Annotated in this window: 9 protein-coding genes and 1 pseudogene; 6 read left to right on the top strand and 4 right to left on the bottom strand. The window is 68.2% G+C overall.

Annotated features, from left to right (window positions below):
- Positions 1–60: 60 nt before the first annotated feature.
- The gene (locus L810_RS20600; RefSeq protein WP_042975529.1) at positions 61–762 is read right to left on the bottom strand and encodes a TetR/AcrR family transcriptional regulator; all 702 of its coding nucleotides are present in this window, start codon (positions 760–762) and stop codon (positions 61–63) included.
- Positions 763–814: 52 nt separating this feature from the next.
- On the opposite strand from L810_RS20600, the gene shc reads away from it, so the two are divergent.
- Positions 815–2851, top strand: a complete 2037-nt coding sequence (shc, locus tag L810_RS20595) for a squalene--hopene cyclase (protein WP_042975527.1) — start codon at positions 815–817, stop codon at positions 2849–2851.
- 376 nt (positions 2852–3227) lie between these two features.
- On the opposite strand, the pseudogene L810_RS49160 reads toward shc, so the two are convergent.
- Positions 3228–3338: pseudogene (locus tag L810_RS49160) on the bottom strand (aldo/keto reductase); the annotation flags it as partial.
- Positions 3339–3439: 101 nt separating this feature from the next.
- On the opposite strand from L810_RS49160, the gene L810_RS20590 reads away from it, so the two are divergent.
- Positions 3440–4351, top strand: a complete 912-nt coding sequence (locus L810_RS20590) for a LysR family transcriptional regulator (protein ID WP_021160208.1) — start codon at positions 3440–3442, stop codon at positions 4349–4351.
- Between the two features lie 173 nt (positions 4352–4524).
- Here the strand turns inward: L810_RS20590 and L810_RS20585 are convergent, their stop codons facing one another.
- Together L810_RS20585 and L810_RS20580 are read right to left on the bottom strand one after the other, a co-directional pair.
- Positions 4525–4941 (bottom strand): SRPBCC family protein, encoded by a 417-nt coding sequence (locus tag L810_RS20585; RefSeq protein WP_021160207.1) that lies wholly within the window; start codon positions 4939–4941, stop codon positions 4525–4527.
- Positions 4942–4970: 29 nt separating this feature from the next.
- Complete coding sequence (locus L810_RS20580) at positions 4971–5990, bottom strand: aldo/keto reductase (RefSeq protein ID WP_021160206.1); 1020 nt, start codon at positions 5988–5990, stop codon at positions 4971–4973.
- Positions 5991–6311: 321 nt separating this feature from the next.
- On the opposite strand from L810_RS20580, the gene L810_RS20575 reads away from it, so the two are divergent.
- The 4 genes from L810_RS20575 to L810_RS20560 form a co-directional block, all read left to right on the top strand.
- Entirely contained in the window at positions 6312–6656 is a 345-nt protein-coding gene (locus tag L810_RS20575; protein ID WP_021160205.1) for a DUF4148 domain-containing protein, read from the top strand.
- A 294-nt stretch (positions 6657–6950) separates the two neighbouring features.
- A complete protein-coding gene (locus tag L810_RS20570; RefSeq protein WP_021160203.1) occupies positions 6951–8150 on the top strand; it encodes an efflux RND transporter periplasmic adaptor subunit in 1200 nt (399 codons plus the stop codon).
- Positions 8147–11338: an efflux RND transporter permease subunit gene (locus L810_RS20565; protein ID WP_021160202.1), complete on the top strand. Its 3192-nt coding sequence runs from the start codon at positions 8147–8149 to the stop codon at positions 11336–11338. The genes L810_RS20570 and L810_RS20565 overlap by 4 nt, the downstream gene beginning before the upstream one ends.
- The coding region (locus L810_RS20560; RefSeq protein ID WP_042975525.1) for an efflux transporter outer membrane subunit at positions 11335–12464 on the top strand (1130 nt) is incomplete at its 3' end. The genes L810_RS20565 and L810_RS20560, both read left to right, overlap by 4 nt.

Raw genomic sequence — 12464 nt, 5'->3', positions numbered from 1 at the left:
ACCGGCGCGCGAATGCGGCCTGACGCCGCGGCGCACGCGTGACGCGTGACGCGTCACGCGTCACGCGGCCCCGTCGCGCCCCTTCGGAAACTCGCCACGGCTCATCGCGTCGAGTTGCCGCTCGATCTCCGCGCGCAATTCGGCGGAGATCTCGACGCTGTCGAGCAACTGCGAGATCCATAGCCCGTCGGCGGCGAGCCGGCAGATCATCAGCGTCGCGGCCTGCTCGAGCGGCACCGGGTCGGGGCGCGTCCATTCCCGCATCGGCACCGACCATCGTTCGCGCGTGTCCTGGTCGGTAATCATCGACGCGACGAGCACGCGCAGCACATCGGTACTCGCGACCGGCTGCGACTCGTCGAGCACAGCGTGCATGTAGGCCCGCGCCGCCGCACCGGCGCCGCCGGCATCCGCCGCCACCCGCTCGGCCATCTGCGCGGCGAACCGCCCGGTCGCCTGACCGAACAGCGCATCCAGCAGACCCTGTTTGTTCGCGAAGTGATACTGCAACGCGCCCTTCGTCACGCCGGCGCGCTCGGCCACCGCATCGAGCGTCAATGCGGCCACGCCGTGATGTGTCGCGATTTCCGATGCGGCCGCCAGCAGCTGCGCGCGCACCTGGTCCGGTGCTTTTTTTCGACGCACGCCGGCGGTGGCGACGGTCGGCGCCGACGAGGCTTCAGGCGCCCGCGCACCGGCCACGGCAGCCGGTTCGGCAGGCTCGGCCACATCGTGCGGCGCGGGTTCGAGGTGCTTTTTCATGGTGCGGATGTTAGCACCGGGCGTCTCGATATAAACATTCCGGCTGGATGGTATGATCCGCCGCATGACTCAATCCACCCTCTCCCCCTGGTCCGCGCTCGACACCGCCATCGCCCGTGGACGCGACGCCCTCGTGCGTCTCCAGCAGCCTGACGGCAGCTGGTGTTTCGAACTCGAATCCGACGCGACGATCACCGCGGAATACATCCTGATGATGCATTTCATGGACAAGATCGACGATCTCCGCCAGGAGCGGATGGCGCGCTATCTGCGCGCGAACCAGCGGCTCGACACGCACGGCGGCTGGGCGCTGTACGTCGACGGCGATCCGGACGTGTCGTGCAGCGTGAAGGCGTACTTCGCGCTGAAGGCGGCCGGCGACAGCGAGCACGCGCCGCACATGGTCCGCGCGCGCGACGCGATCCTGAAGCTCGGCGGCGCGGCACGCTCGAACGTGTTCACGCGCATCCTGCTCGCGACGTTCGGCCAGGTGCCGTGGCGCGCGGCGCCGTTCATGCCGATCGAATTCGTGCTGTTCCCGAAGTGGGTGCCGATCTCGATGTACAAGGTCGCGTACTGGGCACGCACGACGATGGTGCCGCTGCTCGTGCTGTGCTCGCTGAAGGCGCGCGCCCGCAATCCGCGCAACGTCTCGATCCGCGAGCTGTTCGTCACGCCGCCGGATCAAGAACGCCGGTACTTCCCGCCCGCGCGCGGCATGCGCAAGCTGTTCCTCGCCCTCGACCGCACGGTGCGCCATGTCGAGCCGCTGATGCCGAAGGGCCTGCGGCAGCGCGCGATCCGCCACGCCGAAGCGTGGTGCGCGGAGCGCATGAACGGCGAGGACGGGCTCGGCGGGATCTTCCCGCCGATCGTGTACAGCTACCAGATGATGCAGGTGCTCGGCTACCCGGACGATCATCCGCTGCGGCGCGACTGCGAGAACGCGCTGGAAAAGCTGCTGGTCACGCGGCCGGACGGCAGCATGTATTGCCAGCCGTGCCTGTCGCCGGTGTGGGATACCGCGTGGAGCACGATGGCGCTCGAGCAGGCGCGCGGCGTGGCGGTGCCGGAAGACGGCGAGCCGGACGACGCGCGGCGCGCACTCGACGCACGCATCGCGCGCGCGTACGACTGGCTGGCCGAACGCCAGGTGAACGACCTGCGCGGCGACTGGATCGAGAACGCGCCGGCCGACGTCCAGCCGGGCGGATGGGCGTTCCAGTACGCGAACCCGTACTACCCCGACATCGACGACACCGCGGTCGTCACCGCGATGCTCGATCGCCGCGGCCGCACGCATCGCAACGCGGACGGCACGAATCCGTATGCAACGCGCGTCGCGCGCGCGCTCGACTGGATGCGCGGGCTGCAATCGCGCAACGGCGGATTCGCGGCGTTCGACGCCGACTGCGACCGCATGTACCTGAACGCGATCCCGTTCGCCGATCACGGCGCCCTGCTCGATCCGCCGACCGAGGACGTGTCGGGCCGCGTGCTGCTGTGCTTCGGCGTGACGAAACGCGCGGACGAACGCGCGTCGCTCGCGCGCTGCATCGAATACGTGAAGCGCACGCAGCAGCCCGACGGCAGCTGGTGGGGCCGCTGGGGCACGAACTACATCTACGGTACGTGGAGCGTGCTGGCCGGCCTCGCGCTCGCCGGCGAGGACAAGTCGCAGCCGTATATCGCACGCGCGATCGAATGGCTGCGTTCAAGGCAGCATGCGGATGGCGGCTGGGGCGAGACGAACGACAGCTATATCGACCCGAAGCTGGGCGGCACCAATGGCGGCGAGAGCACGTCGAACTTCACCGCATGGGCGCTGCTCGCGCAGATGGCGTTCGGCGACTGCGAATCCGATTCGGTAAAGCGCGGCATCGCGTATCTGCTGTCGGTGCAGCAGGAAGACGGTTTCTGGTGGCATCGTTCGCACAACGCACCCGGCTTCCCGCGCATCTTCTACCTGAAGTATCACGGCTATACCGCGTACTTCCCGCTGTGGGCACTCGCGCGTTATCGGCGGCTGGCAGGCGCGGCGGCGGCGGCGCCCGCGGCGGTCGATGCGGCCGACACGGCCGTCGCCTGAACGATCGCGCGCCGCGGTGCCCGACGGCACCCGGCGCGCTCGCTGTCGCTGTCGCTGCCGCTGTTGCATTCCCCTTCCCGCCGAATCATGCGGCGCCCTTCTCCCGCATCCTCGCAAACGCATCGCGCAAATCAGCGCAGAACGCATCGCCCGTCATCGACAGCAGCTGAGACGCGGACGTCACCATCGGGCACAGCCTGCTCGAACGCCTTGGCCGCCACGCACTTGCCCGCATACGCGGCCATTACCCGATCGATCAGCGTGCCGCCCGGCGCTCAACGATCGATCGGCAACGGCGCATCGGCCGCGACGAACTGCTGCCCGCGCATCTCGCGCCGGAAATCGGCGGAGATATCGAACGTCGATGCCGCTGAACTTCGACGGTGGCGACCGCTTCAGCGTCGGGAATGTCGCGGAACATGTTGCCGAGCGGCGCCGCGCCGAAACCGAGCCGGTTATCGGCCGACAGGATGTCTTTGAGACTTATCGGTTGCTCCGGGTCGGACAGGAAAGTGAACCCAGTCTAGGTTGCACACATAAGTCCGCCCAAGACATAATTCATCAAACTTGAGTCCCATAAGGTCTTGCATGCTCGACATCCGCCAGCTTCAGTATTTCATCGCGGTCGCGGAAGAGGAACACGTCGGCCGCGCGGCCGAACGCCTGCACATTTCGCAATCGCCGCTCAGCCGCCAGATCGCGCAGCTCGAGGAAAAGCTCGGGCTGACGCTGTTCGAACGCAGCCAGCAGCGCATTCGTCTGACGCGTGACGGCCGCACGTTCCTCAGCGAAACGCACGCGTTCCTGCGTCACGCGAACCGCCTCGAATCGCTCGCGCGCCGGCTCGGCCGCGGCGACGAAGGCGGCCTGTGCATCGGCTACCTCGAAACGGCCACGCACTCGGGCGTGCTGCCGCGCGCGCTGAAGACGCTGCGTGCCGATCGCCCGTCCGTTCACATCGCTCTGTACAACTATCAATCGGCCGCGCAGCTCGAAGGCTTGCGCGAACGCAGCCTCGACATCGCGCTCGTCACCGAACCGCCCGCGCCGGACGATCCCGAACTCGATTCGATGAGGGTGTTGAACGACCCGATGCTGCTCGCGATGCCCGACGGGCACCCGCTCGCAAAGAAGAAGACGCTCGTCGCCGACGATCTCGCCGCGCAGGCGTGGATCGGCGTAACGCAGCACGAAAGCGCGCCGCGTCACGGCGCGTTCGTCGCGGCGTGCGCGAAAGCCGGGTTTTCGCCGGACATTTCGGTGGAAGCGACCGAGCCGCTCGCGGCGCTCGGCCTCGTCGCCGCCGGGCTCGGCGTGACGATGATCCAGCAGAGCCTGCGTCACCAGGTGCCGGAAGGCGTCGTGCTGCGCGAGCTGCCGTGGTTCAGCTACCGCACGCCGCTGTGGGCCGCGTGGCACAAGGTCAACCTGCGGCCGCTGGTCGGCATCTTCCGCGAAATCCTGACCGGCGAAGAAGTCGTCGCGGTGGCCGGAAAGTAACGCTGCGGATGGCCGGGGGGCCTGCACATCGGTGCGCTCGCGCAGGCGAAGCAAACATGCCAACGCCTTCGCTGCGAGCCTGAACCCGCGACAAAGGCGCTGACGGAGCCCGATATCGCCGGGCTCCTGCTCACGCGATGCGATGCGACGCGATGCGCCGAGTTGCGCTGCCGTCAGGCCGCCGCGAACCGCTTCGCCAGTTCCGCGAGGCCGTCTTCGTAGATCCCGCGGAACAGCTTGACGGTGTCGTCGTAGGTCGCGCCGCGCGGCGTGAACGTGCCCGACCACTCGACGGTCGACGCGTTCGGGCCGTTTTCGCGCACGCGCAGCGTGGAGCGATAGTTCACGACCGGAAACGGCGCCTCGAGGATCGCGTACGTATAGCTGCGTTGCGCTTCGTCGAACGCCACCAGTCGCTCGACGATCGCCTCGCCGGCCGGGTTCGCGAGACGCCGCACGCGTCCGCCTTCGCTCAGTTCGCTGTCCGGAATGTACGACAGCCAGTCAGGCAGCGCCCCGAAGCCGCCGATCAGTTGCCAGACCGCCCCGGCCGAAGCCGGGAGTTCGATGCTTGCATTGGCCTGTGCCATGTCATCACCTTTCGGGATTGACGTCAGGATCAACGATCGGCCGGCAACGGCGCGTTCGCCGCGATCAGACCTTGCTCACGCATTTCGCGCCAGAAGTCGGCCGGGATCACCACGTTCAGCGCTGCCTGGTCTTCCGCGATCCGCTCCGGACGGCTCGCGCCCGGAATCACCGCGACGGTGGCCGGATGCGACATCGAGAACTGCAGCGCGGCGGCCTTGATCGGCACGTCGTAGCGCGTCGCGATCGCCTTGATCCGCTCGACCTTCGCGAGGATGTCCGGCGACGCCTTCTGGTATTCGAAGTGCGTGCCGCCGGCGAGCACGCCCGAGCTGTACGGGCCGCCGACGACGATCCCGACGTTCTGCGCGGCAGCCGCCGGCATCACGCGCTGCAGCGCGCGCTCGTGGTCGAGCAGCGTGTAGCGGCCGGCCAGCAGCATGCCGTCCGGTTGCGGTTCGGCCAGGTCCAGCACCAGTTCGATCGGCTCGACGCGGTTCACGCCGAGGCCCCATGCCTTGATCACGCCTTCTTCGCGCAGCTTGCTCAGCACGCGGAACGCGCCCTTGCGCGCCACTTCGAACTGCGCGAGCCATTCGTCGCCGTAGAAGTCCTGCGCGATGTCGTGCACCCAGACGATGTCGAGGCGGTCGGTGCGCAGGCGCTTCAGGCTGTCCTCGATCGAACGCAGCGTCGCGTCTGCCGTGTAGTCGTTGACGATGCGGTTCGGCCGGCCGTGTTCGAACAGGCCGCCCTTTTCGCCGAGATCGCGCGCCGACACGTCTTCGATTTCGTCGAGGATCACGCGGCCGACCTTGGTGCTCAGGACATATTCGTCGCGCGGGTGGTTCGCCAGCGCATCGCCGAGGCGGATTTCCGCCAGGCCCGCGCCGTAGAACGGAGCCGAATCGAAATAACGGATGCCGTGTTGCCATGCCGCTTCGACGGTGGCCGCGGCTTCCGCGTCGGGGATGTTGCGGAACATGTTGCCGAGCGGCGCAGTACCGAAACCAAGGATCTTGTTACCGGGCAGCTTGTCTTCGAGACTCATGATTTTCTCCAGGGAATGAGGGAAAGCGGGTTCAGTCTAGGTACGTCGGTTAAGTCTGTCCAAGACGGAATTCGACACACTTGAGTCCCCGGAGGTCTGAACGGCCGTTTCAAGGCCGGCGTCGACGACCCGCCCCGGCACCCCGTTCCGGCCGGACGCACGACCGGCAAGGCTTTCGACCGAATTCACACCCGATTCGTGATTCCAGATCAAAAATCATTTGGGCCGGCAGCCGTTTTTCCCGGGCGCCGCGATACCTATATTGGCTGCACTCGCAACGACATCGACGTGGTTGCGGTTCACTCGACCCGACAGGTACCCATGATGAAAACGCTGATTTCTTCCACGCTTGCCGCACTGATCCTTTCCGCACCGGCGCTGTCGTTCGCGCAGCAGGCCGACCATCAACTGACCCGCGCCGAAGTGAAGGCCGAAATGGCCCGCCTCGCGGCGGTCGGCTACACCCCGGCGCTGGACCACAACCAGTACCCGGTCGCGATCCTCGCCGCTGAAAAACGCGTGCGTGAAAACGCCGTCGCACACAATGCGCCGGGCACCGCACCGGCCGCCGCGACATCCGGTTACGGCAGCGAAGCGCGCACCGCCGGCGAATCCGGCCGCGTGACGACGATCAACGGCCGCGACTCGATCTATCGCGGTCATTGAGCCACGCCGACACGCAAGAGCGTCCGCCTCCCGATACGCGCCGCCGCTCGTCCCGCCCTTCCGCATGGCCGGCCCGAATCGCCTGAACAGGCATTCGGGCCGCGTGTCGTCGCCGCATTTTTTCTCCCCCGCCCTGCCCCCGCGAAACCCGCTCGCACATCGTCACCGCGTACGCCGATTCGTGACTGCGCAGTACAAGTTCTTATGCCGCTTCATCCGTTTATCCGCCGCGCGCCGCGCCGGATACTGCGCACCATCCGGCGCCAGGCGCCCCACTCGATATTTCGCACACGTATGAACCGATATCCAGGATTGAAGCGCATCGCGCGACCGGCCGTGCTGGCCGCCATTCCACTGGCCGCGCTCGTCGCGTTGTCCGGCTGCCGGTCGGACGACAAGGCGCCGGCCGCGACGCCGAGCGTGATCGTCAGCGCGCCCGTCGCGCGCGACGTCAACGACGTCGACGTCTATACGGGCCGCTTCGAAGCGGTCGACACCGTCGACGTGCGCCCGCGCGTGAGCGGTTATCTCGACAAGGTCGCGTTCCAGGACGGCGCGACCGTCCGCAAGGGCGACCTGCTGTTCGTCATCGACCCGCGCCCGTATCAAGCGGCCGTCACGGCCGCGCAAGGCACGCTCGAACGCGCGCAGTCGCAACTGAAGCTGAGCCGGCAGGATTTCGAACGCGCCAGCATCCTGATCAGGACCGACACGATCGCGCAGAGCCTCTACGACCAGCGCAGGCAGGCCGTGCAAAGTGCGCAGGCCGAGGTGACGAGCGCGCAAGGTGCGCTCGAACGCGCGCGGCTCGACCTGTCGTTCACGCGCATCGTCGCGCCGATGTCCGGCCGCATCAGCCGCAAGCGCGTCAGCGAGGGCAACCTCGTGAAAGGCGGCGACAGCGACGCGACCGTGCTGACGACGATCGTGTCGCAGGACCCGATCGACATCTACTTCGATGTCGACGAGGCAAGCTACCTGCGCTATACGCGCGAGGCGCAAAAAAGCGGCGGCAGCGCGTCGTCGCGGCAGGTCGCGATCGCGCTGCCGGGCGATGCGCAGCCGTCGCTGACGGGCACGATGGATTTCGTCGACAACCGCCTCGACGACTCGACCGGCACGCTGCGGCAACGCGCGCGCGTCGCGAATCCGGACCGGCGCCTGAGCCCCGGCCAGTTCGGCCGCGTTTATCTGTCGAGCCGCGTCGCGCATCACGCGTTGCTCGTGCCGGATGCGGCCGTCGCGACCGATGCGACGCGCCGCGTGCTGTATTTCGTCGACGCGAACGGCACCGTCGCGATCCGCCCGGTGACGCCCGGCCGCCTGTACGGCAACCTGCGCGAAATCGATGCGGGGCTGAACGCGGGCGACCGCGTGATCGTCGACGGCTTCCAGCGCGTGCAGGCCGGCGACAAGGTCAAGGCCGTGCCGCGCGCGATCGAAGCCGCCACGTTGACCCGCGCGGCGAGCGGCACGACCGGGAGCGCGCAATGAACCTCGGCCGTCTGTCCGTCCAGCAACCGGTGCTCGCGATCGTCCTGTCCATCGTGCTGACCATCGCCGGTGCGCTGGCCTATTTCTCGCTCGCGGTGTCCGAGTATCCGGACATCGCGCCGCCGACCGTCGTGATCCAGGCGACCTATCCGGGCGCGTCCGCGGAAACGGTGTCGCAAACGGTGTCGACGCCGATCGAACTCGAAGTGAACGGCGTGGAGGACATGCTGTACATGTACAGCCAGGCGACGTCCGACGGCAGCCTGAACATCACCGTGACGTTCAAGCCCGGCACCGACGTCGACAAGGCGCAGGTGCTCGTACAGAACCGCGTCGCGCTCGCGACGCCGCGCCTGCCGGAGCCCGTGCAGCGCAGCGGCGTGTCGGTGCGCAAGTCTTCGCCGACGCAGCTCGGCACGATCTTCCTGTACTCGCCGGACCAGCGCTACGATCCGCTGTACGTGTCGAACTACGCGATCCGCAACGTCGCGGACGTGCTGAAGCGGATCGAGGGCGTCGGCGACATCAACCCGCTCGGCGCACGCGAATACTCGATGCGCATCTGGCTCGATCCCGAGCGCGTCGCGTCGTTCGGCCTGAGCCCCGGCGACCTGATCGCCGCGGTGCGGGCGCAGAACACGCAGCTCGCGGGCGGCGTGGTCGCGCAGGCGCCGATCACGAACCAGGCGTTCCAGCCGAACCTGATCTTCGAAGGGCGGCTCAAGCGCCCCGAGGATTTCAGCGACATCGTCGTCAAGCAGGGCAAGGACGGGCGGCTCGTGCGGCTGAAGGATGTCGCGCGCGTCGAAGTCGGCGCACTCGCGTATGCGACCGACAGCTACATGCTGCGCCACCCGACGATCGCGTTGCAGGTGCTGCAGCAGCCCGGCGCGAACGCGGTTGCGACGATGGATGCGGTCGAGAAGAAAATGGCCGAACTGGCCAGGGACTTCCCGAAGGGCATCGTCTACAACATCGGCTACAACCCGACTGCCTTCATCGGCGACAGCATCCACGAACTCGTCAAGACCATCTACGAAGCCGTCGTGCTCGTCGTGTTCGTCGTGCTGCTGTTCCTGCAGGGCTGGCGGCCGTCGATCATCCCGATCCTGTCGATTCCGGTGTCGCTCGTCGGCACGTTCGCGGCGATGGCCGCGCTCGGCTACTCGATCAACAACCTGACGCTGTTCGGCCTCGTGCTCGCGGTGGGGATCGTCGTCGACAACGCGATCGTCGTGGTCGAGAACGTCGAGCGGCATCTGTCGGCCGGTGCCGGGCCGCGCGACGCGACGCTGCTGACGATGAAGGAGGTGGGCGGCGCGCTGTTCGCGATCACGCTCGTGCTGTGCGCGGTGTTCGTGCCGACCTCGTTCATTCCGGGCATCTCGGGCCAGTTCTTCCGCCAGTTCGGTGTGACGATCGCCGTGTCGACCGCGATCTCGTTCTTCACGTCGGTGACGCTCGCGCCCGCACTCTCCGCGATGATGCTGAAAGCGCACACCGGCGATCACGATGTACCCGCACCGGCGTCGCGCCGGGCCGCGCCGTTCGCGCCGGCGATGCGCGTCGCGCGGCGCTTCTCGAACGCGTTCAACCGCATGTTCCAGCGCCTGTCCGATGCGTATGGCCGGCTCGTCAGGAAGGTCGTGCGGATCATCCCGGCGATGGGCGTGCTGTACGTGGTGCTGATCGCCGCGACCGGCTACCTGCTCGTGTCGAGCCCGAAGGGCTTCATTCCCGCGCAGGACCGCGGCTACCTCGTCGTGCTCGTGCGGATGCCCGACGGCGCGACGCTCGAACGCACGAGCGCGGTCGCGCGCAAGATCGAGGACATCGCGCTGTCGGTGCCCGGTGTCGCACGCGTGCCGGTGTTCTCCGGCGTGAACGCGGCGACCGGCACGAACTCGGCGAATAGCGCCGGCCTGTTCCCGGTGTTCGAGCCCTGGCCCGAACGCAAGGCGCGCGGCCTGACGATCGACACGATTGCCGCCGAGATGCGCAAGCGGCTCGCGGCCGTCACCGAGGCGTCGATCGTCGTCGCGATGCCGCCGCCGGTGCAGGGCCTCGGCAGCACGGGCGGTTTCGCGATGCGGCTCGAAGACCGCAACGGCCTCGGCACCGCCGCGCTCGCGAAGGCGACGCAGGATCTGGTGGCGGCCGCGAACCGCACGCCCGGCATGGTCGGCGTCTATACGCCCTACTCCGCGACGAGCCCGCAGGTGCACGTCGAGCTCGACCGCGAGAAGGCCGAGATGCTCGGCGTGCCGAGCCAGGCCATCAACGACGCGGTCGAGACGTATTTCGGCTCGACCTACATCAACGACTTCAACATCGTCGGGCGCACCTATCGCGTGACCGCGCAGGCCGACCTGCCGTTCCGCGTCGGCGCTTCCGACCTCGCGCGGCTGAAGGTGCGCAACCGCGACGGCGAGATGGTGCCGATCGGCAGCGTCACACACATCGACGACACGCTCGGCGTCGATCGCGCGCCGCGCTACAACCTGTATCCGGCCACCGAGATCAACGGCGATACGGCACCGGGCCTCGGTTCCGGCTTCGCGATCAAGACGATGGAATCGCTCGCGAAACAGGTGCTGCCGCCCGGCATTTCGTTCGAATGGACCGATCTGTCGTATCAGCAGACCACGGCCGGCAACACGGGGCTGCTCGTGTTTCCGCTGTGCGTGCTGCTCGTCTACCTGGTGCTCGCCGCGCAGTACGGCAGCTGGAGCCTGCCCGTGTCGATCCTGCTGATCGTGCCGATGTGCCTGCTCGCCGCGTCGCTCGGCGTGCGCGCGCTCGGCCAGGACGTGAACATCCTCACGCAGATCGGCTTCATCGTGCTGGTCGGGCTCGCCGCGAAGAACGCGATCCTGATCGTCGAGGTCGCGCGGCAGCTGGAGGCCGACGGCACCGAACTCGTCGAGGCCGTCGTCGAAGCCTGCGTGCAACGGCTGCGCCCGATCGTGATGACGTCGCTCGCGTTCATCCTCGGCGTGCTGCCGCTCGTGATCTCCGAAGGCGCCGGCGCGGAAATGCGCCAGGCGGTCGGCGCGGCCGTGTTCTTCGGGATGATCGGCGTGACGTTCTTCGGGCTGCTGTTTACGCCCGTGTTCTATGTGATGGTTCGCCGGCTCGCGTTGCGCAAGGCCGCTGTCGCGACCGTCGCGACGGAGGTGGTGCAATGAAGTTCGTTCGACTCGTGGCCGCGCTGTCCGCGGCGGCCGTCCTGACCGCGTGCACGAGCGCGCCGGTCGCCACCGTCACGCCGCCGCCGCTGGCCGCGACCTATGCGAACGCGGATCTCGCGGCCGGCGGCCCGGCCGCCGACACCGGCGCGTGGTGGCACGCTTTCCACGACCCGATCCTCGACCGGCTGGTCGACACGGCGCTCGCGAACAACCTCGACCTGCAGGCTGCGGTCGCACGCATCGACGCGGCGCGCGCGGTGCGGATCGGCGCGGCATCGCAGTGGTTCCCTTCGGTCGACCTGAACGCAGGCGCCGGCCGCCAGCGGCTCTCCGCCTCGCAGGCATTCCCGACCGATACGCCGACGACCGGCAACGCGTTCGACCTGAATGCGAGCCTCGCGTGGGAAATCGACATCTTCGGGCGCATCCGCCAGGGCGTGTCGGCCGCCGACGCGGATATCGCGTCCGCGCAGAACGATGCGGCGGCGGTGCGGATCGCGACGATCGACGAAACCGTGCGCACTTACGTGACGGTGCGCGGGCTCGAGCAGCGGCTCGCGCTGGTCGAGGCCAACGCGTCGAGCCAGCGCAGCACCGAGGAATCGACGCGGCGCCTGTTCGACGCGGGCGTCGTGCCGGTGGCCGACGTGGACCGCGCCGCCGCGCAGACGGAAACGACGCTGGCCGAGCTGCCCGCGCTGCAACTTCAGCGGCAGGCCGCGATCCACCGGCTGTCGATCATCACAGCGTCCACGCCGCAGGCCATCTACGCGCGCGTCGATCCGCCCGCGCCGGAACCGGTGTGGACGGCCGCCGCGCCGGGCGTCGGCACGCCGGCCGACTTGCTGCGCCGCCGGCCCGACGTGCGCGCGGCCGAGGCGCGCGTCGTCGCCGCCTATGCACGGATCGGCGTGGCGGAGGCCGACCTGAAGCCGCACCTGCAACTGATCGGCGTGATCGGTGCGGCGATCGACGGCTTCTCGGGCGCGACGCTCGCGCGTTCGCTCGCATGGATGGCCGGCGCCGGTGCGAGTGCGCCGCTGTTCGACGGCGGGCGCCGGCGCAGCGCCGTCGCGTTGCGCCGCGCGCAGGCCGCACAGGCGGTCGCCGCGTATCGCTCGAC

It is taken from the genome of Burkholderia sp. AU4i (assembly GCF_000466765.1).
In the GTDB taxonomy this organism is placed as follows: Bacteria; Pseudomonadota; Gammaproteobacteria; order Burkholderiales; family Burkholderiaceae; genus Burkholderia; species Burkholderia cepacia.
The sequence above is the reverse complement of the archived record's forward strand: the minus strand, read 5'-3'. Positions and strand labels throughout refer to the sequence as shown.